Genomic DNA, 23858 nt, shown 5'->3' on the forward strand with positions numbered 1-23858 from the left:
GATGGTGTAGGTTCGGGGTAGGCTTCCGAATCGAATCAATCGCACCTCATGCCCCTGTCCGCCACCGCACTGCCCATCGAAGCCCCGCCGGCATTTCTCGGCGTGCGGCTGTCGTTGACCGGCAAGCTTTGGCGCAGCCGGCTCGACGCGCGCGGCGCGGCACGCGCGCTTGCCATCGTGCAGCGCTATCAGCTTCCCGAGATGCTGGCGCGGGTGCTGGCCGGCCGCGATGTCGAGATCGACCAGGTGTCTGATTTCCTCGATCCGACCATCCGCAAGCTGATGCCCGATCCGTTCACGGTCACGCAGATGGAAGCGGCGGCCAAACGGATCGCAGATGCCGTGGTCAAGCGCGAGAAAATCGCGATCTTCGGCGACTACGATGTCGACGGCGCGACATCCGCGGCGCTGCTCGCCTGGCACCTGCGCCATTGCGGGCTTGATCCGCTGATCCACATTCCTGACCGGATTTTCGAAGGCTACGGCCCCAATGTCGAGGCTGTCAGGGCGCTCGCCGCCAAGGGGGCCACGCTGCTGGTGACGGTCGATTGCGGCACCACCAGCCTGGAGCCGCTGGCCGAAGCGCGGCGGCTCGGCATGTCCGTGGTCGTGATCGACCATCATCAATGCGGCGAAGATCTTCCGGAGGTCGATGCGCTGGTCAATCCGAACCGCCCTGACGATCTCTCCGGCCTCGGCTATCTCGCCGCTGTCGGCCTGACCCTCGTGACGCTGGTTGCGGTCAATCGCGAGCTGCGCGGGCGCGGCTTCTGGACGGCCGAAAGGCCGGAGCCTGATCTCCTGGGCATGCTGCATCACGTCGCGCTCGGCACCGTCGCCGACGTCGCGCCGCTGGTCGCGCTCAACCGCGCTTTCGTGGCGAAGGGCTTGATCGCAATGCGCCGTCGCGACCATGTCGGCCATACCGCGCTGATGGACGTGGCGCGGCTGAATGGTCCGCCGGAGGCCTGGCATCTCGGCTTCATGCTGGGGCCGCGCATCAACGCCGGCGGCCGCATCGGCCGCGCCGATCTTGGCGTGCGACTGCTGCTCGAAGGCGACGTGTCGGAAGCGGCGCGCATCGCGGCCGAACTCGACCGGCTCAACAGCGAACGGCGCGTGATCGAGCAGATGGCGGAGGCGCAAGCCGAGGCCGAGGCGCTGGCCTCGCTCGGCCTCGAGGACAAGGGCAATGTGATCGTCACGGCGTCCGAAGGCTGGCATCCCGGCGTGGTCGGCCTCGTCGCTTCCAGGCTGAAAGAGAAGTTCGCGCGGCCGGCCTTCGCGATCGCGCTCGAGCCCGGCGGCATCGGCACCGGTTCGGGCCGCTCCATCCTCGGCGTCGATCTCGGCAAGGCGGTGCGGCAGGCGGTGGAGCAGGGCATCCTGATGAAGGGTGGTGGGCACGCGATGGCCGCCGGCATCACCCTGCGCAAGGAGAAGCTCGCGGAGTTCCGCGCCTTTCTCGAAAGCACGCTCGGGCCTGACGTGGCCGATGCGCGTCATGTCAATGAGATCCTGATCGACGGCGCGATCAGCGCCCGTGCGGCAACGCCTGAGCTGGTTGCGACGCTCAATCGCGCCGGGCCGTTCGGCAGCGGCAATCCCGAGCCGGTGGTGGCGCTGCCGGCGCATCAGCTGGTCTATGCCGATGAAGTCGGCCAGGCGCATCTGAGGCTGCGCTTCAAGGCCGGCGACGGCGCTACGGTGAACGGCATCGCCTTTCGTTCCGTCGGGCAGAAGCTCGGCAACGCCCTGACGCAGCATCGGGGGCAGGTGCTGCATGTTGCGGGAACGCTTGCGGTCGATCGCTACCAGGGTGTCGAGCGGGTGCAGCTGCGCGTGCTCGATGTCGCGGTGCCCGACCAGGGGCCGGCGGTGATCAGGTAGCAAGACCAACACTGATGTCGTCCCGGACAAGCCTGCCGACGCGCCGCGGGTTGGCATGCGCCGATCCGGGCTCCATACTCCGAGGCAGATGGTGCGACGATGCGATGCCGACCTTGCCTCATACGACGACCGCGGCGTATGGGTCCCGGCTCGGAGGCCGGGACGACAGCGGAGTGTTTGGCGACCGTTGCGTCTCTCATTGAATGGCGTGTCGTTGTGTTCTCGCGGCGCATCTGCGTCCGAGCTATCCATGATCGTGCCCCTCTTAAAATGAAGAGGGGGCAGGGAATGCCGCATAGGCGTTAAGGTAGCGCGAGCATCGATTGATACTTGCGTTTTCGAGGAGGCTCGCGAAGGTGGCGCCCCAACGCGCGTTTTCTGCGGCGCAAGCAACGGATGGTTGGTTGTGGAATGATTGCTTGCAGCAAGGATGCAACGAGCTGCTGCAGGACCCGCCAAGCGCCAGGCGTCGTTAAGCGGCCTGCGTCCAGTGGGGAGAGTCCTCGAAGTCGCTGGCAAGCGGCTCGAGCAACAGGATGATCAGGAGGTGGGCCAGCAGGTAGGGCTTGGCAGAGCGCGGATCGGTTCCTGGCGGCGTCTTGAGGCCAATCAGACTCTTCAGTCGCTTGAACCCAAGCTCGATCCGCCATCGCAATCGATAGAGCGCAAGCACATCTTTGGTGGAGAACTCGTCCCGCGCGAGCGACGTGATCAGAATGACCCAATCCGCAGCCTCCAAAGTTTCTTTGGAGATGATGCGGTTTTCATCTTTTGCGTCTTGCCGGGCTTTACGCCGAGAAGCAGCAGCCGCACCGGTGGGCTTCTTGATTGCGACCAGACGCATAGCCAGAGGCGCGCCGCCCTTGCGCTTGATCCAAATCTCCCGATCGACCAGTCCGCGCGCCTTCGCGGCACGCAATTGGGCCATCAGATCGAACGGAAGGCCTTTGGCGTCAAGCCAACGTGCGTTCTTCCAGCCCGCTCGGATCAAAACGTCGGCCCCGGCTTCGCGGACGGCCGCAATGCGGTCAGGTTGCAGATAAGCGCGGTCAGCAATGCGGATCTCGTTCTTGACCACTGGTATCCGGTCAAACGTTTCGCCCTCTTGCTGATCTGTCAGCTCGAAGTGACCAAAGCGCTCATAGGGCAGATCAAATGCGCTATGAACGCGCCAAAGCTCACTGTTCTTGCGCGCAGCCGGTCCCGCCTGAGGCACTGTCGTCGCATCGATGATGCGGATCAGGCGGCCTTGGCTCGCCTTCGGAGCTGCCGCAGCGAGCAAGCCCTCCACCAGCACCGCAAACCAATCACCACATTGACGCAGCCGATAGAACAACGCCACGCTGGTGAGGTCGGCAAGGCCAACAGAAGCCGCCCATGCGGCTGTCGATCTCAGCCCTCTTTCACCCAAACAATAGGCCAGCATCAGCCGAAGTAACGTCACCGCATCTGGAATCTGCCGCCGACGCGCGAAGGCCTTCGTCTGGCGCGCAGTTTTCTCGAGCTGCGCAGCCCCGCCCAGCTGCGCAACCACTCTCGTCCAGTCCTCGTTCAGGAGCGATTCGTCTGCCATCCCCTGTTCGAATCACGGCGGATTCCAACACTCAAGCATAAACTTAACGCCTATGGGGAAGGCCGGGTGTTGGCCTCACCCATGGCCCGCCTGCAGAAAAAAAGCAGGCGGCAGTCACCACAGGATCAGCCAAATCATCCGGCATTCCCTGCGCGATGGTCTTAACGGCTGCTTCGCGTTCTCCTCGGTGCGCCGGGCTTTTTGGCCACCTCCGCGCGAGGCAATGCCTCGTCGCCTGCGCGACAACGCGTTACACGCGCTGCGCGGTGATACCAGCGTCGGGGTATCAGGACCGCGCGACTTGACCGTACGCATCAGCCTGTTCGTCCGCATGAATGGTCATGCTGCAAGCCGATACGTCCACCACATCCCGCGCTCCACGTGTCGTGACGATCGCGATACGCCCCTCTCATGAGGGCGGGACGGCGCAATAAGAACACGATTTCCGAAAAAACGAAAGAGAAGAATTTTCGGCGGACGGCCTCGAGAGAGCGATGTGCCTGAAGCGGTTCGCGAAAAGACTGTTTGCGCGCATGCCCTTTCCGGTCGCAAATCGGTCCAGCGATCAGAGCAGTCGGGCAAGTTCATGCGACGTGAGTCGGCCGACGGGCAGGGCGCTTCGTGCCCTGACGGGCGGACCACCAGTTCGCGATCGCCTCGGTAAGGTCATCCCAAAGCGCGGTCGGAAGATCGGGAACGGCGACACGGACGCTGTATCGATCGGTTGCGGCGCTGTGAAACCATTCCGTCGCGGCGAAATCGAAACCGAAGCTGCCGGCATGGCGAATCGGCAAGCCCGCCGCGGTCAAGTCATCGCTCATGGACGCGGCGGCCCGCCGCGCTGTCGTCTCATCCAGCGGATTCGTACTGCTGAGCGTGACATAAAGAGCGTGAGCGAAGCGAAGCTCCTCGGTCAAGCCTGGAAGTGCCGAGGCGAAATATCGGGCAGCGCGGCGGGTGTTGCGCAGGATGGCGGCCATCCGCCTGTTGGTGAGTTCGCGGTGGGCGGATGTGCTGACATAGGGTGGGAAGTGCGCCGGCAGCGCCGCACCACCTAGGAGCCGAACAGCATTGCGCATTTCAGCACTCAGCTGCTCGAGCTTCGATTCGATCGGCAGGGAACCGTCACTTTTCCGATGAAGGAAAACGGCAGAGCCGAGACGGCCATATTCCGCTCCGAGCGAATCCAGTTTGGTATGGCTTCGCACCATCACGACCGGAATGTTCCACCGACGAGCCCAATTGAGGACACGCCGGATGCGGCCCGAGCCGGTGGAAAAACAGGTGCCGTCGAAGATCAGGAGCTCGAAGGCAGGACGCCTGCAACGAAGCGCTGCTTCGAACGAGGCTGCCGGGGCGCATGCATCGAGCAACATCAGGCGGGGAGATGATGTCGAAGCAATCGTCTCTTCCAGAGAGCGCTTCGCGGTCACCAGATGCAGGTGGCGGGCATAGCCTTCAATCAGTTCGAGCGTCTCACCATAGGTGCCGGGCAGGACGATGAGGTCGGCCTGACCGATCACCTTGGCCGCCGCCAAGAGGAGCGCCGAGATCGCGGCCATGCCGGAGGCCGTGTAGAGTGTCTCGCTCGTGCAATCGGCGTCGAGGTCGTAAAACGAGGGGCCGTGCGCATCGAGATCGGCACGCTGGTAGTCGTAGTCGAAAGCGAACGGGCCGCTACGGGGCTGGCCCGGATGCGCCCAAGCCGTCTCCGTGATCGCCCAATGCGACAGCGCATGCTCCGCCTTGAGCCTGGCCGTAAGCTGGAACTTGTCCAGGATCACTTGATCCACGGAGCGCGGCTGCACCAGCGCCAAAGGGCTTCTCAGGCAGCCATTCAGGAGCCTGAGTTCTGCTCCTTTCCGGTTGAGGTACGCCTCGATCGTCTCCATGCCTGTCTTCGCTGGTGCGGGTCTCACACAACGTTTGAGAGCCGCATTGGGTCCATCCGCCAGACTGGCGCCAACTCACCGAATGAGATCGTTGGTGAGACCCGGGCGCCGCGCGCTGTGCTCATCCGATCCGCATCGACAGCTCGACGTCATCTCCGAACGGCACCGATGTGTAGCCGTTCGCCGGCGAACGCACGTAGGCGAGATAGTCGGGACTGTCATCGGCATTGTCGGCGACGATGAACGCGCCCGGTCTCAGGCGGTTCTCCAGCAAACGCAGAATGTCAGGATAGAGCGGCTTGGCGCCATCGAGCAGCACGAGATCGATCATCGCCGGGAGATCGACGCTCAGCGTCTTCAGCGCGTCGCCTTGACGGATCTCGACAAGATCGATCACGCCGCCGGCGGCAAGGTTGGCGCGCGCCCGCGCCACTTTGGACAGCTCGAACTCGGATGTGATCAGGCGGCCGCCGCCATTGTCGCGCAAGGCCGCGGCAAGGTGGAGGGTCGAGATGCCGAACGACATCCCGAACTCGATGATGTTGCGCGCGCGGCAGCCCCGCGCCAACATATAGAGCAGGGCGCCGGTCTCACGCGAAACCGGCAGCGGAACATCCTTCAACCGGGCATACAGATCGATGTAGTTGGTCCTGCTTTGCAGCAGCTGCGATACCTCGTCCTCGGAGAGATCGGCAAAGACGGGGCTCGCCTCCGGCCGATTTTGGGCGGCGTGTTCGAACAAGCTGTCCAACAGGGGCGCGAGCGGGGGTGATGTCAGGGTGGTCATGGAGGTCTCCACGGCAGGTGAGGGCGCTGTTGCGCGCGAGAAGAAATATGACTAATTCGTCGCGTTTCCTATTCGCATTCCCCGGAGGCGATCATGGCCGCTCGCCGAAGTGCTTCAGTTTCCTCGCGAAAACAGCCCAAACAGGCGCGATCGACCGAGCTCGTTACGGCCATTCTGGAAGCTGCTGTTCAGGTTTTGGCGAAGGAAGGTGCGCAGCGTTTCACCACCGCGCGTGTCGCGGAGAAGGCTGGCGTCAGCATCGGATCGCTCTATCAGTATTTCCCCAACAAGGCGGCGATCCTGTTCCGCCTGCAGAGCGACGAGTGGCGGCAGACGGGCGACCTGCTGCGCGAGATTCTCGAGGACGCGGAGCAACCGCCGCTGGAGCGGCTGCGCAGGCTCGTTCATGCCTTCATCCGTTCGGAGTGCGAAGAGGCCGCAATACGCGTCGCGCTCCACGATGCAGCGCCGCTTTACCGTGATGCGCCCGAGGCGCGGCAGCAACGGGCTTCGAGCGGCCGCACGATGCGGACCTTCATGCAGGAGGTCCTGCCCAGAGCTTCTGACCAGACGCGCAAATTGGCCGGCGAACTCATCAAGACCACGCTCAGCAAGGTCGGCGAGCACTTCTCACAAGCGCCGCGAAAGCCCGCAGAGATCGACGCCTATGCCGAAGCGATGGCCGACATGTTCTGCGCTTATCTTCGAAGCCTCGAGTCCTGAGAACGACGCGAGGAAAGGACGCAGGGCAAGCGCACGCCAACCTCCGGGGCAAGCTCGGCGTGCTCATTCGATCTTGTTCATGTCCGGAAACTGCGCCCGAAACTCCTTCTCGTCCAACAATTGATCGAGAATCTTGACCATGCCGTCGTCCGAGGGATGGTAGGCATCAATGAAGTTGAGCGGATCGGTCCCGACCGACGAATGCGCCATGTCGAAGAAGGTGATGCCAAGGCCGCGGAGCCAGCTGGCCGTCTGCTCGCTCTCGAACTCGCGCCAGACGCCGGACCAGGGCCGATAGGACTCCTCGTAGTCCAGGTAGTCCACTGCGCTGCGAATATAGGGAAGCTGGATGGCGATCAGCTTGATCCCGCGCTGTTGCGCCAGCGATGCAAGCTGGACGATCGGGGCCATCTGGCGCTCGGACATATGCGCGGCGCCTGGCGTTGACTTGAGGAAGTACTCGGCCGACTGAAATTGCTTGCGTGCCACCTCGATGAATCCAGCCGGATAGGCATAGGACCCGTCCCGTCGAAACCCGTCCTGGCGCCGATCGTCCTGGAATGGGGCGAGCGAGGGCAGCGAATGGGTCAGATAGCGGAACTTGAACAGGACGTAGCGAAGCGGCTCGTAGATCATCGTCCGTTCGGTCCCGTTGGCCTTGTCCCAGGTGTCCGTGAACAGGAAATAGTCGATTGCGAGGATGACGACCCGCGGCCGCACCTCGCGCGTCGAGCGCTCGAACACATCCAAGAGCTGAGACGTGGTCCAGGCCGTGAAGGATGCGTTGTAGAAGCGGTACGGCTTGAACATCCAATCGCGGAACGTGCCTGGACGCGAGGTGCCGATACAGATGACATCCGGACGCGCCTGGCCGATGCGTGCGAGCTTGAAGGCCGCGTTGTAGCGGAGGTCGGCGGGCAGGATGATGTTGTCTACGTCCCTGACCTGCGATTGCGCAAGATCGGCCGGGGTTGCCAGGACGTGGAAATGGTATGCGAAGCCGAGTACGCCCAGCGCGAAGGCCGATAGGAACACAAGCACGGCGACGAGGTAGCGGCCGGCCGTCGGCATCAGCCGCCCTGCCTGAGCTTTGCCAGCACCTTCAGCCCACCATAGCCGTCGGCCGGCTGAATGCCGGCCTTGACCTGGAAGTCGCGGATGGCCTTCATCGTGTCGTTGCCGACGCGGCCGTCGGTGCCGCCGGTGTCGAAGCCGGCCTGGGTAAGGCGCCGCTGCATCTCCTGGACTTCCGCGAGCGTCAGCGCGCGCTCGGATCCCGGGAACGGTTGAATGAAAGGCGGTCCGCCGAGGATGCGGTCACCGAGATGGCAGATCGCGAGCGCGTAGCTCATCGCCGGATTGTAGCTCTTCACCGAATAGAAGTTCGGACCCAACAGAAAAGACGGTCCGCCGGCGACGGGACTCCAGAGCTGCGCCGAAGCGTTCGGCTGCGGGAAGGCTTCGCCATCGGCGCGCCTGACCCCGGCCGCCTGCCATGCCGCATAGGTGCGGCTGCCGGACATGCTGCCGGGGGCGCGCACCTCGTAGCCCCAGTGCTCGCCACGGCGATAATGGCCGCGATTGACGAGGTAGCGCGCGGTCGAGCCCAAGGCATCGTCGGGCCTGCCGAAGGGGGAAATCTTGCCGTCGCCGTCATAGTCGAAGCCGACATTGAGCCAGACCTCGGGCATCCATTGGGTATGGCCCATCGCCCCGGCCCAGGATCCCCGCATCTCCTCCGGCGTGCTCCAGCCGCGATCGACGATTTTCAGCGCATTGATCAGTTCGGCTTCCCAATAGGCCTTGCGGCGCGGCTCGTTCCAGGCGAGCGCGGCCAGTGCAGGAAACACCGGGCGCATGTGGTTCTTCTGCACCAAGGGATCGCCATAGGCCGACTCGACGCCCCAGAGCGCCAGCAAGGTGCCGCGCTCGACGCCGAAATCCTTCTCGATCCGCGCGAATAGCGCCGCGTTCTCCTTGAGCGCGATCTTGCCGTTGATGATGCGCCAGTCGGAGACGCGGCGGTTGATGTATTGCCAGAGCTCCTCCTTGAACTCCGGCTGATTGCGCAGCTCCTTGAACACGCTCATGTCGGGCTCGACATCGGCCATTGCGCGCTTCCAGGTCGCGGGCGAAATGCCCTTGGCCAGCGCGCGCGTGCGGAACGACTCGCGCCAGGCCTCGAAGCCCGCAGGGACGGCGGTTGCGGTGAGCGGCGCAGCCAGGAGCACCGCGGCACCGGCTCCGGTGCGAAGCAGCGCGCGGCGGGTCAGGGAATCATGCTGTCTCATGCGATCGAGTTTACCCCGCTCCGAGGGCGTGCCGGGAAAGTTCTCGCGTTTTAGCCCTCCTGCAGGTCGATCGCAATTTTGGCGAGCCAGCGGCGGATGGTCGCGAGTTCCGTAGCATTCATGTCCTTCTCCAGACGCCGTTCCAGCGCCATGGCATGCCGCCGGCAGGCCTGCAGCAGATGGAGGCCGCGTTCGGTCAGGCTCCATTGCAGCATGCGGCCGTGGACCGGGTGGGGGGTCTTGGCGATCGCGCCGTCGCGCTCGAGATTGCGGATGATGACGCCCACCGTCTGCGGGGTCAGCAGCGCGACGCGCGCGAGGTCGGCGCCCGACAAGCCCGGATAGGCCTTCAGCATCGTCAGCACCACGAATTGCGGTGGCGTCACCCCCAATTCCCCGAGCGCGCGTTCGAGGCTCAACCGCGCCGCCGCCTGCGCCTGCCGCAACAAATAGGCGAGATAACCCTGTTCGCCGCGTTTGCCCTCTCCGGGCAGCGGCGGAACCGCCGGACGAGGAGCCGCCCCGCGACTCTTCCCGCCGGATTGCCGCGTCCCGGTTTCGTCATGGGTCGTTTGCTTGAGCGTCGGCTTGCGCATGATATAAGAGCTCTTATAATTCGACAGTGTTCTTATATCACGGAGAGTGACAGATGCCACATGCGCGCAAGGACTATCCGGATTTCAAGGCGCTGGCGCCTGATGTCTACGAGCGGGTGCTGGCGCTGAGCCAGCTCGCCGGAAAGGCCGGGCTGGAGAAGGATCTGTTGGAGCTGATCAAGGTTCGGGCTTCGCAGATCAACGGCTGCGCGTTCTGCGTCCAATTCCACATCCTGGAAGCCGAGCGGCTCGGCGTTCCCGCCGACAAGCTCAATCTCCTCGTGGTCTGGCGCGAGGCGCCGCAGTTCTCGGCCCGCGAGCGCGCTGCGCTGGCGTGGACGGAGGCGCTGACCTTGTTGTCCGGTGGCGTCGGCGACGCGGTTTATGCGCAGGCGAGCGCGGAATTCTCCGAGAAGGAGCTGGTCTATCTCAGCTCGGCGATCGGCGTGATCAATGTCTGGAATCGCTTCGGCGTCGCCTATGGCTGGACGCCGCCGGTGCGCCCAGCTGCGCGGATTGCCGGATCCTGACAGAGCCCCTGTAAGGCGAATTTTGGGAGGACGATCATGACTTCGCTGGCGACGGCACACTGTCTCCGGCCGATGCGGCCGCACATGCGATCGATTTGGTTGTCCTTCATGGCGGGTCTTGCTTGTGCCTTGGCGGCGGCGAGGGCGCTGCCGGTGACGACGGACGCGATCTCTGGCGCACTGGCGCCGCTGTGTGTCACCACCGCGGCGGCCGGATCACCGCAGGACAAGGTCGAACAGATCGCCTCTTATCCGCTGGCAAATGTGCCGGGCAAGCGCGTGACCATCGTTCGCGTCTCCTATGGCCCGGGCGGTTTCTCGCCTGCGCATCGGCATTCCGGTTCGGTGACGGCCTACATCACCAAGGGCGAGATCCGCTCGCAGCTGGCGGGAGGGCCGCCTGAAGTGTTCCAGGTCGGCCAATCGTTCTTCGAGCCGCCGGGCTCGACGCATCTGGTGTCGGCCAATGCGAGCGCGACAGAACCCGCAGAATTGATCGCCGTGTTCGTCGCCGACGAGGGGGCGCAGCTCACGACCTATCTGCAGTAGGCGCGGGCGCTAGACAGGTTGCGATGGCGGCTCAGAAGCGAAACAGCGCATATGGCGCGGCCAGGACGCGCGCGCGCTCGTTCGCATCCGGGATCAGCTCATCGAGAAAATTGCGGTTCGTCGTGTAGTCCTGCGTGAGTTCGAACTGGGTGTGGGGCCAGTCGCTGCCCCACATCAGCCGGTCGGGGCCGAACGCATCGCGCAGCAATGGATAGGCCTGCCGGGCGAAGGCGCGGCCCTGTGGTCCGTTCCGATATGGGGCGGACAGTTTGACCCAGACTTGGCCCGATCCGCCGAGCTTCAGCACGGCGGCAAAGGCCGGGTCTGCGATCCCGAGGATCGGATCTGGCAGCGCGAAATGGTCGATGACGACGGTGAGATCGTATTCGACGAGCTGCGTGACCAGATCGGGCAAGTCAGCGGCGCGCCGCTGGATTTCCACCTGCCAGCCGAGATCGGCGACCGCTGCAAGCAACGTCCGCCAACGGCTCTCCGTAAGGTCGGGCAGCGGGCAGCCGACCAGGTTCAACCGGATTCCGGCAATCCCGCCGCGATCCATCGCCTGCAAGTCCTCGCTGGAAATGGAGGGATCGACGACCGCGATCCCGCGCAGCCGGTTCCGAGCAATTCTGATGCAGTTGAGCAGATACCAGTTCTCGGTGCCGAGAAAGCTCGGCTGCACCAGCACGCCATGGCTGATGCCGGCGGCGTTGAGCTGCGCGAGATACTGGTCCACCGGCGCATCATAATCCGGGGCGTAGCGTCGCAGGTCCGCGAGCGCCAGGCCGCGATGAAAGACATGCGCATGCGCGTCGATGCTGACCATCGATGCCTCAAGCGCGCGAGGGTGCGTCGATCGGCTGCTCGAACACCTTGCCGCGCGTCTCGGGCAGCATCAGCACGGCGAGAAGCACCAGCGAATAGGCAAAGGCGGCGTCGATGCCGATCGCGGGTCCGAGGCCGATATGCTCGGACAGATAGCCGACGAGGAACGGGAAGGCGGCCGAGACGACGCGGCCGAAATTGTAGCAGAAGCCGACCCCGGTGCCGCGCACGCCGGCCGGATAAAGTTCGCTGAACAGCGCCGCCATGCTAGCGGGAATGCCGGCGGAGAAGAAGCCGAGCGGAAAGCCGAGCAGCAGCATCTGCGAATTGGACAGCGGCGCGAAGATATAGACCAGCACGGTGGCGATACAGGCGGAGGCGAACAGCGCGACATTGGCGCGGCGGCCAATTCTGTCGCTCACCACCCCGCTTGCGATGCAGCCGCAGAAGAAGGCGATGATGATCACGGCGAGATAGCCGCTCGAGCCCAGCACCGACAATTGCCTGACCTCGCGCAAATAGGTCGGCAGGAAGGTCGTGAGCGCGGCATAGCCGCCATGGGCACCGATCCCGAACAAGCCGCCGATCAGGGTCGAGCGCAGCACCTCCGGCTTGAACACGCCGGAGACCGTAGCGAGGAACGGCATATCGGCCGCTTTCACCGCGCGTTTCGGCTCCTCGATGCCGCGGCGGATGTAGAGGATCAGCAGCGCCGGCAACAATCCGGCGGCGAACAGCACGCGCCAGGCGATGTCCTTCGCGACGTAAGTGAAGATGACGGCCGATAGCAGCACCGCCGCCCCCCAGCCGACCGCCCACGCACTTTGCACGGTACCAAGCGCGCGCCCGCGATGATCGGGGCGAATGATCTCGGCCATCAGCACCGCGCCGCAGGCCCATTCGGCGCCGAAGCCGAGGCCCTGGATCGCCTTCAGCACGAGCAGCTGGTTGTAATCGGTAACGAAGGCGCAGGCGAAGGTGGCGAGCGCGAAGGTCGCCACCGTGATCTGCAGCGCTTTGACGCGCCCGAACCGGTCGCCCAGCGCGCCGCCGAGCCAGCCGCCGAACGCGCCGAAGAACAGCGTGATCGATCCGAGAAAGCCGGCTTGCGCCTTGGTGATGCTGAATGCCGCGATCAGCGCCGGAATGGCGAGGCTGAACATCTGGACGTCGAGCGCATCGAGCGCCCAGCCGCCAAAACTTGCCCAAAAGGTGCGTCGCTCCAGCGGCGTGGATTCCTGATACCAGTTCGACATTGTTCCTCCCTCGTGATCGTCATTATTGTTGTCGCCGCTGGTGCAGCGAATTTGGGCGCTAGCGGATTTCGGCGTGGTAACGGAAGCGGTCGGCCGGTCCGCGCGAACGGCGCCACTCGATCGGCCGCCGTTCGAGATCGAAAGCGAGCCGCTCGATCACGATCAGCGGCGCGCCGGGCTGCAGCCGCAACAGTCGCGCCTGCATCGCGTTGGCGGTCTCGACCGTGAGCACCTCGTCGGCGGAAACCACCACCTGGCCGCAGCGCTCTTCGTACAGCGGATAGAGCAGGTCGGAGAACTCGCCGCTCTCGATCTCCATGATCGCGGCAAAGCGCGCCTTTTGCAGCCAGATCTCTTCCGCCAGCAGCGGCACGCCGTCGATCAGCCGCAGCCGCGACAGGTGGATCACCGGCTCGCCCGGCGGAATGCGCAGCGCCGAAGCGGCGGCCGAGGGGGCCGGCAGCTCCTTGCGCCTGATGATGCGGCTCTGCGGCACCCGCCGTTCGCCGCTCTCCGACTGGAAGCGGAAGAAGCGGAACAGCGAGGAGTTGAAGCGGGCGCGACGAACGAAGGTGCCGCGGCCCTGCTGGCGCTCCAGAATGCCGTCTGCGACCAGGCAGTCGATCGCCTTGCGCACCGTGCCGATGGAGAGCCCATGGGCGGCTGCGAGCTCGGCTTCGGTCGGGATCGCTTCGCCCGGACGCCAGGCATGGTTCGCAATGCGCTCGGCGAGGTGATCGCGCAGGCGTTGATAGAGCGGCAGGCGGGCGTCGGAGCTGGTCTGTGTCATCTACTCATATATATGACTAGATGAGTTGGGCGCGGTCAAGGCGTTTCGAGCCGGGGCGGGGCCACCTTTTGATCCGACGCCGTAGCTGTCGCGGCGGCGGGAACGCGTGCGCGGGGGCGCGAGTTGATGAGGATGAACTTGGAACGAGGGGAGGAGGCGACGATGGCCAGCGCACCAGACCAGCTGAAGCCACACGATTTCCCGCTCGAGGCCGACAAGGCCAGGATCAAGCGCCAGGACGGTACGCCGATCGCAGAGACCGACAGCGACGCCTTGGCCCACGACATCGCCGGGCGGCTCAATTCCGAGGAAGCCTTACGTGAACAAGACAGATGGTCGGCCTGAATGTCCGGTGTGTTCGGGCGCTCGCCGCTGCCGGGCGATCAGACTTAATAAGGATTGGCTGGCTGTGCGCGTGGCGGACCGGCCGGCTTAGGCTCGACGGTAAGGGAGCGGTCGGTCGGAAGCACCTTCGCGCCGGCGGCCCGCGCCGCGTCCCCGGTCTCGGAGTGCTGCGCCTCAGTTGCCGGTTTGATTTCGGGCGGTTGCCAGCGGTCGCGTACGAGTACGGTCAATGTTGCGACGCTGACGATCACAACAGCCAATGCAATGGCCACCGGAGCCTTGCCGTCGCGCCGTTTGCCGCTCACTCGCGCCACCTCCCTTCGGAGGTTAACGAGGTCGGCAGGCTTGCGGTTCCGCTGCCGCGGAGGTCATGGAGGCGGAACTAATGCGCGCCGGCGTCGCTTGCCGCCTGCTCGGCGGCGGCCGGTGCGACTGTGATCACCGGCGAGGACGCCATCTGAGGTCCGATCTCGCGACCGCGGCCGCCGATCAGGCGCTCATAGGCGGAGATCAAGGTGACGTAGGGATTGACCCAGATCCAGCCGTCGCGGGTGAACACCTGCATGTCGAAATGCAGATGGCGCGTCGTGCCGTTGGGATGGTCGAGATAGTTGGAGACGACGCCGATCTGCTGGCCTTCGCGCAACACGCGACCGTTCAGCAGTCCATCAGCATCCATCGCCGTGGGCTGCATGTGCATATAGCGAAAACGGATATGCTCGGCGCCGCTATTGACCTGCAGCGTTGCCGCCTGGTCTTTGGGGCTGCGGATCACGACGCCGTCGCGGACCGCGAGCACGCGCTGCCGCTTCGGATCGCAGCCATCTGCGCCGTCGCGCCGCGCCGGGCAGGCACCGGGGCGGATGTCTTCGCCCTGATGTCCGAAGCCGCTCGCACATTGTCCGACATTGAAGCTGCGCGCTTCGCAGAAATTGTCGCGCCACGGATACTGCCCGCGACGTTGGTCGGCAGCGTCGCCGGAGCGGCCCTTGCCGGAGGATTGCGAATGGACATAGGCCGGCGCCTCGAGCGGAAAATGGATCTGCGAGTAGACGATGCGATCGGCAGGCCCGCTTGGGCCGGTGGGACTGCGCTGGCCCGGAAGATCTCCCGCCGGACGGTAGGTAAACTCAGCCGAGAGGTTTGCTGGATGTTCGGCGGCGGTCGGCGCGATGTCGGGGCGTGGCAATATCGGCTGGCCGCCGACCACATGCAGCGCCTTCAGAAAGCGCTCGGCGGCCGGGTAGGCCTCCCGGCAGGCCAAGCGCCGCGCGCGCGGGACGCTATCCAGGCATTGGATCGAGACCACGTAAGCGATGCCGAAACGCGTGAAGGCATAGTGGACGTAACCTTCGCGAATGAAGCGGCGCAGTTCGGGATATTGCGCCGCCAGCGCCTTGACCGGCTCGCCCTTGCCGCCTTGCGGATCGGGAATGTCATAGACGAGGCGCGAGCCGGTGATCTGCACCTCGATCGCCTTGGCGAAGACGCGCGGCGGCAGACCCGCGCCGACCTCGGGCGGCAACGAGAACACCGCGTCGTAGCCGGCCGGGCCGGTATCGAATAGTTCGGTGCGGAAGTCGGCCTGGTATCGGCTCAGCGGCACGATCTCAGCCGTGCCGCTCCGTCTTGCCGCCAAATAGGCCGTTGTGTCGAAGGGCAACAGCACGGGCACTGGACTGCGTCCAATGCCCGTGAAGATCGGTGATGTCGCGCCGTTGAGCTCGAGCAGCGCCGGGCGCGTGCGCGGATCGAACGGAGCGACGCCGTGCCGCCGCGCTGAGAGGACGAACTCCGCGGCGACGGAGGGCACGGTGTTCAATTCGGAGCGGAGTTGATCCAGGGCCGCGCGCCAATCGGTGTGGCTCACGGCGATCCCCGGCGTGCGAAAAAGCTCGTCCGCCAGGGCGCAAGTCGGCGTTGCTCCGATCACCGCCAGCCCCGACAGCCAGGCGAGGAGATGAGTGATCCTGCGCCTGCAAGAGACCTTGCCCCTCAAGATCGGCCTCCAAGACCGTCCGCTAAAGATCCGCTCCCAAAGTCCGGCTGCCCGGCATATCAGATCGCGCGTTTGCCTCCGCGGCGCTCCTCGGCCGAGGTCAGTCCTTGGCGCGCTCGCAGTAGGAGCCGTCCTCGGTCATGACCACGATGCGGGTGCCGACCGTGATGTGCGGCGGAACGCCAGTGCGGATGCCATTGGAGAGCACGGCAGGCTTGTACGACGATGATGCGGTCTGGCCCTTGGTGACGGGCTCGGTGTCGACCACCTCCAGCGTGACGCGCTGGGGCAGCGCGATCGAAACCGGCACCACGTCGTGCATCGACAGCTTGACGGTCATGTTCTCCTGGAGATAGGCCGCCTGCGCGCCGACCACGTCCTTCGGCACCTGGACCTGGTCGTAGGTCTCCGGGTTCATGAAGTGGAAGCCATCGGCATCTTCGTAAAGATAGGTGAAGTTGCGCTCCTCGATGGTGACCTTCTCGACCTGGTCGGTGGTCTTGTAGCGTTCGGAGATCTTCACACCATCGCTGATTCGACGCATTTCGATCTGGCTGACCGGCGTGCCCTTGCCGGGATGGATGTTCTCGGCCGTCACGACGACGTAGAGCTTTCCATCTTGCTCAATGACGTTACCCTTGCGAATAGAGCTGGCGATGACTTTCAAAGCTGTTTTTCCTGATATTGGGGCCCGGCGCCGGGCAAGGCCGCGGTGCTTCGGGACGCGAGATGCGGTTTCGGGCCGCAACATACTGATTTTGGCCCGGGTTGCCAGTGTTTTGCGGACCGGTAGGGCTACCCTTTGATGGCCGGTCAGCCCCCGATCTCGCCCTGGTGGTCGGCCGGCCGGCACGCCGACAGGCGGCCGTTCCTGCTGGCGCGTGGCGCGGTCACTCGCGCCGTCAGGATCTGGTTCGAGGAGCAGGAGTTTACCGAGGTCGAGACCGCCATCCTGCAGCTGTCGCCGGGCAACGAGACCCACCTGCATGCGCCGGCGACCGAGCTGACGGGGGAAGATGGCAGCCGGAGCAGGCGGTATCTGCGGACCTCGCCGGAATTCGCCTGCAAAAAGCTGCTGGCCGCCGGCGAAAGCCGGATATTCGAGTTCGCGCGGGTGTTCCGCGACCGCGAGCGCGGCGACCTGCACCTGCCGGAATTCACCATGCTGGAATGGTACCGGGCCAACGCCGCTTACGACGTGATCATGGCCGATACGGTCGCGGTGATCGTGCGTGCGGCGCAAACGACTGGGATCTCGCAGTTTGCTTTTCGGGGACGGAGCGCCGATCCGTTTGTCACCCCGGAATTCCTGACCGTTGCGGCCGCCTTCCAGCGCTACGCTGGAATCGACCTGCTGGCCACGGTGACGTATGGCGAAGGGGATCGTGCGGCGCTGGCGGCAGCGGCCAGCGGCAAGATCCGGATCGCGGCCGACGACACCTGGTCGGATCTGTTCTCAAAGATCCTGGTCGAGCATGTCGAACCGCATCTGGGGCAAGGGCGTTTGACCGTGCTCTACGAATATCCGGCGCCCGAGTCGGCCTTGGCGCGGACGAAGCACGCCGATCCGCGCGTTGCCGAGCGTTTCGAGGTCTATGCCTGCGGGGTCGAACTCGCCAATGGGTTTGGCGAATTGACCGATGCCGTTGAGCAGCGGCGACGCTTCGAGGATTCGATGGAGGAGAAGGCCCGGCGCTACGGCGAGCGCTATCCGATCGACGAGGATTTTCTCGCTGCGGTCGGCGTGATGCCGCCGGCGAGCGGGGTGGCGCTCGGTTTCGATCGGCTGGCGATGCTGGCCACCGGCGCAGTCAGGATCGATCAGGTGGTATGGACTCCGCCCGCGGGTGAAGCATGAACCGAGTGCTACGGCCAAACACCTTGCGGACGGCCGCCGACCTCGTCGCGCACGGTTTCGTTGCGCCGGCAGACCAGGCCGTATTGGAGCAGGTCGGCGAGCGCTATGCGATCGCCGTGACGTCCCACCTGGCTGATCTGATCGAGCCGGGGAATGCCGCCGATCCGATCGCCCGCCAGTTTGTTCCGACACCGGACGAGCTGGTCGCCGCGCCTGGCGAACGCGCCGATCCGATCGGCGATGACGCGCATTCGCCGGTGCCCGGCATCGTGCACCGCTATCCCGATCGGGTGCTGCTGAAGCTGGTGCATGTCTGCGCGGTCTATTGCCGGTTCTGCTTCCGCCGCGAAATGGTCGGGCCCGGCAAGGAGAGCGGACTGTCGGATGCCGCCTACCGCGTAGCGCTCGACTACATCCGTGCCCACTCCGAGATCTGGGAGGTCATCCTCACCGGCGGCGATCCGTTGATGCTGTCGCCGCGCCGGCTCAAGGAGATCTTGTCGGATCTGGCCGCGATCGATCACGTGAAGATCATCCGCATCCATACCCGTCTGCCGGTCGCCGAGCCTGCGCGGATCAGCGCCGCATTGGTCGAGGCCCTGAGGCCCGCCGGCGCGACGACCTGGGTTGCGCTCCATGCCAATCATCCGCGTGAATTGAGCGACGACGTCCGCGCCGCCTGCGCGCGGCTGATCGATGCGGGCATTCCGATGGTCAGCCAATCCGTGCTGCTGCGCGGCGTCAATGACGAGGCCGAAACTCTCGAAGCCTTGATGCGGGCCTTCGTTGAATGCCGCATCAAGCCCTATTACCTGCATCACGGTGACCTCGCCCCGGGGACTGCCCATTTGCGCACCACGCTTGCGCGAGGCCAGGAATTGATGCGGGCGTTGCGCGGTCGTGTCTCCGGACTGTGCCAGCCGGATTTTGTGCTCGACATTCCCGGCGGTTACGGCAAGGCGCCGGTCGGCCCGCAATATTTGGCGACAGATGATTCTGTTGAGCAGGATCATGAAGCGGCTGCGGATAGGCGCTATCGTGTGATTGACTATTGTGGCGAGGTGCATCTCTATCCACCCGATGAGGGCGTCTGATTTCCTGCTGAGGAGGAGCAACATGAAGGGATTTGCAATCGCGATGGGGCTCCTGATTGCGGTGGCGGCCGGGCCGGCTTTTGCGCAAGGTGGGGGCGGCAGCGGGGGAGCAGCCGGCAGCGGCTCGGGCCGCAGTGGCGGAGCCTCGAGCTCGCTTCCGGAAGCGCCAGTCGGCCATCGTCAACCGCGCGCCAGCGACTTCTCGAATGAGAAGGGCCTGAGCGATCCGAATCTTCCGGAGAATAAGGAAGACGCAGCGCTCGACAAGAAGCTCAAGAGCATCTGCCGCGGCTGCTGAGCGCATCCAGCGGGGCGCACGTCGGACGCGAGCCCACCGCAAAGTGATACGAACGTCAGAATCGGATACTAGCCGCGCCGTTCACCAGCGCTCCGCCGAGAAGCGGGCTGCGAGCGCGTCGATGAACAGGCGCGTCCGTGCCGGGAGATGCGGCACCGGTAGCCAGACGGCGCTGACCGGAACGGGCGGTGGTTCGAAATTGGTCAGCACGAGTTCGACTCGCCCATCATCGACCATGGCGCGGATTTGCCAATATGGCGCAAGGCCGATGCCAAGCCCGGCGGCGACCGCCGCGTTGCAGGCGGCTGCATCGTTGGCGGCGAACGCGCCACGGACGCGCACAGGGACGATTTCCCCGTTCGAGGTCAGAGGCCAGACATCCCCTTCAGGTCCAATCGTTCTGACCACGCATTGATGCCGTGCAAGGTCCGAAGGACTTGTCGGCCGTCCACGACGCTCGAGGTAGGCCGGTGTCGCGAACAGGACCCGGCGCAACTGCGCAAGGCCGCGTCGACGCAGTGCTGACGGCGACAGGTCGCCGATCCTGATGGCGAGATCGATGCGGTTTGCAACGAGATCGGAGAATTCGTCGCTGAGCTCCAGCTCGATGTCGACGCCGGGCCAGCGCTGCATGAAGGACGCGGCGGTCGGCACGACATAGGCTGGCGCGAATAGGACGGACGCGGCGATCCTCAATCTGCCCGTGACGATCTCGCCGTGTTGGGCGGCTTCATCGCGTGCGAGGTTGATCTCGGCAAGGGCTGCCTTGATGCGGTCGTGGAACGCCTGGCCTGCCACAGTGACCTGGGATCGGCGGGTGGTTCGTAGCAGCAGCGGCGTACCAAGCTCGCGCTCCAGCAGTGACAGGGATCTGCTGACCGTCTGCAGCGAGCGGCCTAAGGTCTTCGCGGCCCCCGTCAGGCTGCCGCGATCCACGATTGCAATGAAGGCAGTGTAGTCGTCGAGATCGGCCATAGCTCAACTCTTCCATCGGTTGGAAGAATATATCGCTTTCGCGACAGATTATCACAAATCGGATGGGCTGTACGCTGCTGCGGCATAGGCGCGCCGAGCGTCCGGCACGCGCATTCCATGGGGAGCTGAAAATGCCGTCCATTGTCCCGCCGGCTGAAAGCCAGCGGATATCGTCTGTCCTTCTAACCGCCCTCGCAGCCGCGGTCGGCCTGATCGTTCTGCCATTGTTTGCTGCGCAACCGCTGGTCGGTTTGATCGGGCCGAGCCTCGGTTTTCCGGTTGCGCTCGCCGGCCTGGCCCCGACACTGACCTCGCTCGGCTATGCCGTCGGGCTCGTCGTGCTCGTGCCCATGACCGATCTACTGGACAGTCGCCGGATGATCTTATGGACGTTGACCGCAGATGTATGCGCGATCGGCTGTGCCGCGGCGGCGCCGTCGGCTGGAATCTTCCTGTTTGCAGCCTTTGCTACCGGGGTTGCGACCAGCGTCATCCAGATGCTCATCCCGGTGGTCGCAGCGATCGCCCCGGCGCCGCTGCGTGGTCAGGCGATCGGAACGGTGATGAGTGGCCTGATGGTGGGCATTCTGCTATCGCGACCCAGCGCCAGCCTCCTGGCCGATCACTTCGGCTGGCGCATGGTCTATGCGATCGATGCTGTTATCATGATCGGGGTGACCTGCATGCTGCTCGCGGTGCTGCCCCGCCGCAGGACTGCGGCAAGCGCGACCTCGCTCGGCCTCGTTGCATCTTTGTGGACGGTTCTGCGCGATGAACCGGTGTTGCGGCGGCGCGCGGTCTACCAGGCGTTATGCATGGCCGCGTTTGGCAGCTTCTGGACTTCGATCGCATTACGTTTGGCGGCGCCGCCGTTTGATCTCAGCCAGACGGGCATCGCGGTTTTTGCATTGGCTGGTGCGGGAGGGGCGATCATCTCGCCGCTCGCAGGGCGAGCCGGCGACCGTGGACTCACGGGTGTTGCCACGCGCGTCGCGCACGCAGGGGCCGCCGGTGCACTCGTCCTTGCGGGTATTGCCGGAGCCGGATGGCTCGGGTTTGAACCGGGAACGTATCCTCTCACAGCGCTCGCACTGCTGGCGATCGCCGCCTTCGTGCTCGATCTCGGCGTGATTGGCGATCAGACGCTCGGGCGGCGGGAAATTAACCTGCTGCGTCCGGACGCGCGCGCTCGCATCAACGGATTGTTCACGGGCCTTTTCTTCGTCGGCAGCGCCGCCGGATCGGCGCTGTCTGGTCTTGCATGGACGGCCAGCGGATGGTCGGGCGTCTGCTTGCTGGGCGCATTTTTCGGCGGCGCCGCCTTCGTCATGGGCCTGCGCGAGCGGAACGCCTCGGCAGCGCCCCACCTAGCGCAGACCAGCCGCTAGGCCGAGCGTTCCTGCAAAGCGCCTTTGCACGTGGCGCGACGCGTGCTGACTGCGTCCGCCAGCTGATCGAGCACCTCGACGGTCGTGCTCCAATCGATGCAGCCATCCGTGATGCTCTGCCCGTAGACCAGCGGCACGCCGGGTTGGACGTCCTGGCGTCCGGCCACCAGGTTGCTTTCGATCATCACGCCCATGATGCGCTGCTCGCCTTCCATGATCTGCCGTGCAATGTCGGTGGCCACCGCCGGCTGATTTTCCGGCTTCTTGCCGGAGTTGGCGTGGCTGGTGTCGATCATCAGCCGCGGCGCAAGCCCGGAGTGGACCAGCTCATTTGCAGCCTGATCGACGCTTGCCGCGTCATAGTTCGGACCCTTGCCGCCGCGCAGAATGATATGGCAGTCGTCATTGCCGCTGGTGGCTGCGATTGCCGAACGGCCGCCCTTGGTCACCGCCATGAAGTGATGGGGATGGGAGGCCGATTTCACCGCATCCGTGGCGATGCGGATGTTGCCGTCGGTGCCGTTCTTGAAACCGACCGGGCAGGACAGGCCGGAGGCCAGCTCGCGGTGGATCTGGCTCTCGGTCGTGCGGGCGCCGATTGCGGCCCAGGAGACGAGGTCGGCGATGTATTGCGGCGTGGTCAGATCGAGGAATTCGGTCGCTGCCGGCAGGCCGACATTGTTGATGGCAGACAAGACGCTGCGCGCCAGCCTAAGCCCCTTGTTGATGTCGAAGCTGTTGTCGAGATCGGGATCGTTGATCAGGCCCTTCCAGCCCACCGTGGTCCGCGGCTTCTCGAAATAGACCCGCATGACGATCTCGAGCCGGTCCGACAGCCGTTCGCGTAAGGAGGTCAGGCGTTCGGCATAGTCGATCGCCGCAGCGGGATCATGGATCGAGCAGGGGCCGACGATGACGAGCAGGCGGTCGTCGCTGCCGCTCAGGATCGCCCGGATGGCGTTTCGTGCGGCCATCACCACCCGCGTTGCGGTCAGCGTGCGCGGAATCTCGCCCATCACCTCATCGGGAGAGCTCAATTCCTTGATTTCTTTGATGCGAAGATCGTCAGTCGTACTCAGCACGGCGGGCTCCTTGTGTGACTTGCACGACCCGTCGGCAACAAAAAAGCCGCCAGGTCCTGGCGGCTGTTCGGATGGCTTGCTGCAATTTTCAGATTGAGCGCGATCCTCCCGCCGCCAGCGAGCTGTCGTAGCTAAAGTACCAAAAATAGATGGCGGCGACGGTGATCATGACCGGCTATATAGCCTCGGCCGCGCGACTTGTCATCCCCAAATCGCGCAGCCTGAATTGGACGCATCTCAAGCGCTGCGCGCCGCGAGCGCCATCGCGATCATCGAAATCCCGCCGAACAACAGGTTGATGCCGACCAGGAGACCGATGGCCCACAGGGCCGAGCCGGGCAGGCCCGTGATGATGATGCCTGCGATGACGATATCGACCAGGCCTGAGGCGAGCAGCCAGCCCCAGCGCGCGGACATTTCGCGCCGATGCTCCAGCGCATACATGATGGTGGCGACGCCCTCGGCCAGGAAATAGGCGCCGATCACGATCGTCAAGGTCAGCGTGCCCTCGACCGGCTCCGCGAGCAGGACGATGCCGGCGACGATCCCGAGCACCGCGGAGATCAATGACCACCAGAAGCCGGGCATGGCGCGCGCCCAGAAGGTCAGGGCGAGGCCGGCGACGCCCGATATCAGGAACATCCAGCCGAGGAAGATCGTCACCGCAAGGCTTGCCAAGGGCGGCACAATGATCGCCGCAAGGCCGAGGATTACGAGCAGAATGCCTTCGATCAGGAAGGCAACCCAATGCGCGTGCACCGCGGCGCTGATGTCCGATCTGAGCCGATCGGCTTGGGTATCGTGGGGAATGGTCATCTCAATGCTCCCAACGGTTGAAGTGCCTGTTGCCGCGATCAGACTCGCGTGCAGGACGTCTGATGCAGCTCTGACAATCATAGCCTGCACGCATCTTTTCTAGCCGGGCGACGTAAACATGAGTTGATCCGGCGCAAAGCGGGCCACCGCGACCGGTGGAGCGGATGTGACCTTCGCTACCGGCCTGCCACGCCATCCGGGCGTGAACGCAAAATCAAAAGATCATCTAAGATCAAGACGTTGATGGCAATTCTTCAACGCCGATATCGACAAAGTTGCCTCTCACATGGGATCGAAGGCG

At 64.5% G+C, this 23858-nt stretch carries 24 protein-coding genes; 9 read left to right on the forward strand and 15 right to left on the reverse strand.

What is annotated here, in order from left to right; all coding sequences use genetic code 11:
- Nucleotides 1-48: 48 nt before the first annotated feature.
- Nucleotides 49-1890 carry a single-stranded-DNA-specific exonuclease RecJ gene (gene recJ, locus QX071_RS16925; protein ID WP_315703779.1) on the forward strand — a complete coding sequence of 614 codons (1842 nt, stop codon included), beginning with the start codon at nt 49-51 and terminating at the stop codon, nt 1888-1890.
- A 472-nt stretch (nt 1891-2362) separates the two neighbouring features.
- Here recJ and QX071_RS16930 read toward each other — a convergent pair whose 3' ends face one another.
- From QX071_RS16930 to QX071_RS16940, 3 genes are all read right to left on the reverse strand, one after another.
- A complete protein-coding gene (locus QX071_RS16930) occupies nt 2363-3463 on the reverse strand; it encodes an IS4 family transposase (protein ID WP_315701243.1) in 1101 nt (366 codons plus the stop codon).
- A gap of 584 nt (nt 3464-4047) precedes the next feature.
- Nucleotides 4048-5355, reverse strand: a complete 1308-nt coding sequence (locus QX071_RS16935) for a hypothetical protein (protein WP_315703780.1) — start codon at nt 5353-5355, stop codon at nt 4048-4050.
- A 121-nt stretch (nt 5356-5476) separates the two neighbouring features.
- Nucleotides 5477-6142, reverse strand: coding sequence for an O-methyltransferase (locus QX071_RS16940; RefSeq protein ID WP_315703781.1), 666 nt, complete (start codon nt 6140-6142; stop codon nt 5477-5479).
- Between the two features lie 93 nt (nt 6143-6235).
- Between QX071_RS16940 and QX071_RS16945 the strand changes: the two genes are divergently transcribed.
- Entirely contained in the window at nt 6236-6865 is a 630-nt protein-coding gene (locus QX071_RS16945; protein WP_315703782.1) for a TetR family transcriptional regulator, read from the forward strand.
- A gap of 63 nt (nt 6866-6928) precedes the next feature.
- On the opposite strand, the gene QX071_RS16950 is transcribed toward QX071_RS16945, so the two are convergent.
- From QX071_RS16950 to QX071_RS16960, 3 genes are read right to left on the reverse strand one after another with little or no spacing between them, the layout of a single operon-like run.
- Nucleotides 6929-7936 carry a hydrolase gene (locus tag QX071_RS16950; RefSeq protein WP_315703783.1) on the reverse strand — a complete coding sequence of 336 codons (1008 nt, stop codon included), beginning with the start codon at nt 7934-7936 and terminating at the stop codon, nt 6929-6931.
- A complete protein-coding gene (locus QX071_RS16955; RefSeq protein WP_315703784.1) occupies nt 7936-9156 on the reverse strand; it encodes a lytic murein transglycosylase in 1221 nt (406 codons plus the stop codon). Before QX071_RS16955 ends, QX071_RS16950 begins: the two co-directional genes overlap by 1 nt.
- A gap of 50 nt (nt 9157-9206) precedes the next feature.
- Nucleotides 9207-9752, reverse strand: coding sequence for a MarR family winged helix-turn-helix transcriptional regulator (locus QX071_RS16960; protein WP_315703785.1), 546 nt, complete (start codon nt 9750-9752; stop codon nt 9207-9209).
- Nucleotides 9753-9805: 53 nt separating this feature from the next.
- On the opposite strand from QX071_RS16960, the gene QX071_RS16965 reads away from it, so the two are divergent.
- Nucleotides 9806-10282: a carboxymuconolactone decarboxylase family protein gene (locus QX071_RS16965; protein ID WP_315703786.1), complete on the forward strand. Its 477-nt coding sequence runs from the start codon at nt 9806-9808 to the stop codon at nt 10280-10282.
- A 36-nt stretch (nt 10283-10318) separates the two neighbouring features.
- Entirely contained in the window at nt 10319-10831 is a 513-nt protein-coding gene (locus QX071_RS16970) for a cupin domain-containing protein (protein WP_315703787.1), read from the forward strand.
- A 31-nt stretch (nt 10832-10862) separates the two neighbouring features.
- Here the strand turns inward: QX071_RS16970 and QX071_RS16975 are convergent, their stop codons facing one another.
- From QX071_RS16975 to QX071_RS16985, 3 genes are read right to left on the reverse strand one after another with little or no spacing between them, the layout of a single operon-like run.
- Entirely contained in the window at nt 10863-11657 is a 795-nt protein-coding gene (locus tag QX071_RS16975; protein ID WP_315703788.1) for an amidohydrolase family protein, read from the reverse strand.
- Nucleotides 11658-11664: 7 nt separating this feature from the next.
- A complete protein-coding gene (locus QX071_RS16980) occupies nt 11665-12912 on the reverse strand; it encodes an MFS transporter (protein ID WP_315703789.1) in 1248 nt (415 codons plus the stop codon).
- A gap of 58 nt (nt 12913-12970) precedes the next feature.
- Nucleotides 12971-13702: a GntR family transcriptional regulator gene (locus QX071_RS16985; RefSeq protein ID WP_315703790.1), complete on the reverse strand. Its 732-nt coding sequence runs from the start codon at nt 13700-13702 to the stop codon at nt 12971-12973.
- A 162-nt stretch (nt 13703-13864) separates the two neighbouring features.
- Here QX071_RS16985 and QX071_RS16990 point away from each other — a divergent pair, with 162 nt between their 5' ends.
- Nucleotides 13865-14047 (forward strand): hypothetical protein, encoded by a 183-nt coding sequence (locus QX071_RS16990; protein WP_315703791.1) that lies wholly within the window; start codon nt 13865-13867, stop codon nt 14045-14047.
- Between the two features lie 44 nt (nt 14048-14091).
- Here the strand turns inward: QX071_RS16990 and QX071_RS16995 are convergent, their stop codons facing one another.
- The 3 genes from QX071_RS16995 to efp form a co-directional block, all read right to left on the reverse strand.
- A complete protein-coding gene (locus QX071_RS16995) occupies nt 14092-14352 on the reverse strand; it encodes a hypothetical protein (protein WP_315703792.1) in 261 nt (86 codons plus the stop codon).
- A gap of 77 nt (nt 14353-14429) precedes the next feature.
- Entirely contained in the window at nt 14430-16016 is a 1587-nt protein-coding gene (locus QX071_RS17000; RefSeq protein ID WP_409997841.1) for a M23 family peptidase, read from the reverse strand.
- A 130-nt stretch (nt 16017-16146) separates the two neighbouring features.
- Nucleotides 16147-16713: an elongation factor P gene (gene efp / locus QX071_RS17005; RefSeq protein WP_315703794.1), complete on the reverse strand. Its 567-nt coding sequence runs from the start codon at nt 16711-16713 to the stop codon at nt 16147-16149.
- A 138-nt stretch (nt 16714-16851) separates the two neighbouring features.
- On the opposite strand from efp, the gene epmA reads away from it, so the two are divergent.
- From epmA to QX071_RS17020, 3 genes are read left to right on the forward strand one after another with little or no spacing between them, the layout of a single operon-like run.
- Entirely contained in the window at nt 16852-17904 is a 1053-nt protein-coding gene (gene epmA / locus QX071_RS17010; RefSeq protein ID WP_315729151.1) for an EF-P lysine aminoacylase EpmA, read from the forward strand.
- Nucleotides 17901-18998, forward strand: a complete 1098-nt coding sequence (locus tag QX071_RS17015; RefSeq protein ID WP_315703796.1) for a lysine-2,3-aminomutase-like protein — start codon at nt 17901-17903, stop codon at nt 18996-18998. The genes epmA and QX071_RS17015 overlap by 4 nt, the downstream gene beginning before the upstream one ends.
- A gap of 22 nt (nt 18999-19020) precedes the next feature.
- Nucleotides 19021-19296: a hypothetical protein gene (locus tag QX071_RS17020; protein WP_315703797.1), complete on the forward strand. Its 276-nt coding sequence runs from the start codon at nt 19021-19023 to the stop codon at nt 19294-19296.
- Between the two features lie 81 nt (nt 19297-19377).
- Here QX071_RS17020 and QX071_RS17025 read toward each other — a convergent pair whose 3' ends face one another.
- Entirely contained in the window at nt 19378-20271 is an 894-nt protein-coding gene (locus tag QX071_RS17025) for a LysR family transcriptional regulator (RefSeq protein ID WP_315703798.1), read from the reverse strand.
- 131 nt (nt 20272-20402) lie between these two features.
- Here QX071_RS17025 and QX071_RS17030 point away from each other — a divergent pair, with 131 nt between their 5' ends.
- Complete coding sequence (locus QX071_RS17030) at nt 20403-21659, forward strand: MFS transporter (protein ID WP_315729150.1); 1257 nt, start codon at nt 20403-20405, stop codon at nt 21657-21659.
- Here the strand turns inward: QX071_RS17030 and QX071_RS17035 are convergent.
- Together QX071_RS17035 and QX071_RS17040 are read right to left on the reverse strand one after the other, a co-directional pair.
- The gene (locus tag QX071_RS17035) at nt 21656-22741 is read right to left on the reverse strand and encodes a 3-deoxy-7-phosphoheptulonate synthase (RefSeq protein ID WP_315703800.1); all 1086 of its coding nucleotides are present in this window, start codon (nt 22739-22741) and stop codon (nt 21656-21658) included. The two genes, QX071_RS17030 and QX071_RS17035, sit on opposite strands and share 4 nt — an antisense overlap.
- 237 nt (nt 22742-22978) lie before the next feature.
- A complete protein-coding gene (locus QX071_RS17040) occupies nt 22979-23557 on the reverse strand; it encodes an HdeD family acid-resistance protein (protein ID WP_315703801.1) in 579 nt (192 codons plus the stop codon).
- Nucleotides 23558-23858: the final 301 nt, after the last annotated feature.

Source organism: Bradyrhizobium sp. SZCCHNS1022 (assembly GCF_032484835.1).
Classification (GTDB): domain Bacteria; phylum Pseudomonadota; class Alphaproteobacteria; order Rhizobiales; family Xanthobacteraceae; genus Bradyrhizobium.

Coding starts and splice junctions, on each gene's coding strand:
- QX071_RS17015 (WP_315703796.1), top strand. CDS start 17,901: ATGAACCGAGTGCTACGGCCAAACACCTTGCGGACGGCCGCCGACCTC.
- QX071_RS16945 (WP_315703782.1), top strand. CDS start 6,236: ATGGCCGCTCGCCGAAGTGCTTCAGTTTCCTCGCGAAAACAGCCCAAA.
- QX071_RS16940 (WP_315703781.1), bottom strand. CDS start 6,142: ATGACCACCCTGACATCACCCCCGCTCGCGCCCCTGTTGGACAGCTTG.
- QX071_RS17020 (WP_315703797.1), top strand. CDS start 19,021: ATGAAGGGATTTGCAATCGCGATGGGGCTCCTGATTGCGGTGGCGGCC.
- QX071_RS16975 (WP_315703788.1), bottom strand. CDS start 11,657: ATGGTCAGCATCGACGCGCATGCGCATGTCTTTCATCGCGGCCTGGCG.
- QX071_RS16960 (WP_315703785.1), bottom strand. CDS start 9,752: ATGCGCAAGCCGACGCTCAAGCAAACGACCCATGACGAAACCGGGACG.
- QX071_RS16970 (WP_315703787.1), top strand. CDS start 10,319: ATGACTTCGCTGGCGACGGCACACTGTCTCCGGCCGATGCGGCCGCAC.
- QX071_RS16980 (WP_315703789.1), bottom strand. CDS start 12,912: ATGTCGAACTGGTATCAGGAATCCACGCCGCTGGAGCGACGCACCTTT.
- QX071_RS17040 (WP_315703801.1), bottom strand. CDS start 23,557: ATGACCATTCCCCACGATACCCAAGCCGATCGGCTCAGATCGGACATC.
- epmA (WP_315729151.1), top strand. CDS start 16,852: ATGGCCGGTCAGCCCCCGATCTCGCCCTGGTGGTCGGCCGGCCGGCAC.
- QX071_RS16955 (WP_315703784.1), bottom strand. CDS start 9,156: ATGAGACAGCATGATTCCCTGACCCGCCGCGCGCTGCTTCGCACCGGA.
- QX071_RS16990 (WP_315703791.1), top strand. CDS start 13,865: ATGGCCAGCGCACCAGACCAGCTGAAGCCACACGATTTCCCGCTCGAG.
- QX071_RS17025 (WP_315703798.1), bottom strand. CDS start 20,271: ATGGCCGATCTCGACGACTACACTGCCTTCATTGCAATCGTGGATCGC.
- QX071_RS17030 (WP_315729150.1), top strand. CDS start 20,403: ATGCCGTCCATTGTCCCGCCGGCTGAAAGCCAGCGGATATCGTCTGTC.
- QX071_RS16935 (WP_315703780.1), bottom strand. CDS start 5,355: ATGGAGACGATCGAGGCGTACCTCAACCGGAAAGGAGCAGAACTCAGG.
- QX071_RS16930 (WP_315701243.1), bottom strand. CDS start 3,463: ATGGCAGACGAATCGCTCCTGAACGAGGACTGGACGAGAGTGGTTGCG.
- QX071_RS16950 (WP_315703783.1), bottom strand. CDS start 7,936: ATGCCGACGGCCGGCCGCTACCTCGTCGCCGTGCTTGTGTTCCTATCG.
- recJ (WP_315703779.1), top strand. CDS start 49: ATGCCCCTGTCCGCCACCGCACTGCCCATCGAAGCCCCGCCGGCATTT.
- QX071_RS16985 (WP_315703790.1), bottom strand. CDS start 13,702: ATGACACAGACCAGCTCCGACGCCCGCCTGCCGCTCTATCAACGCCTG.
- QX071_RS16965 (WP_315703786.1), top strand. CDS start 9,806: ATGCCACATGCGCGCAAGGACTATCCGGATTTCAAGGCGCTGGCGCCT.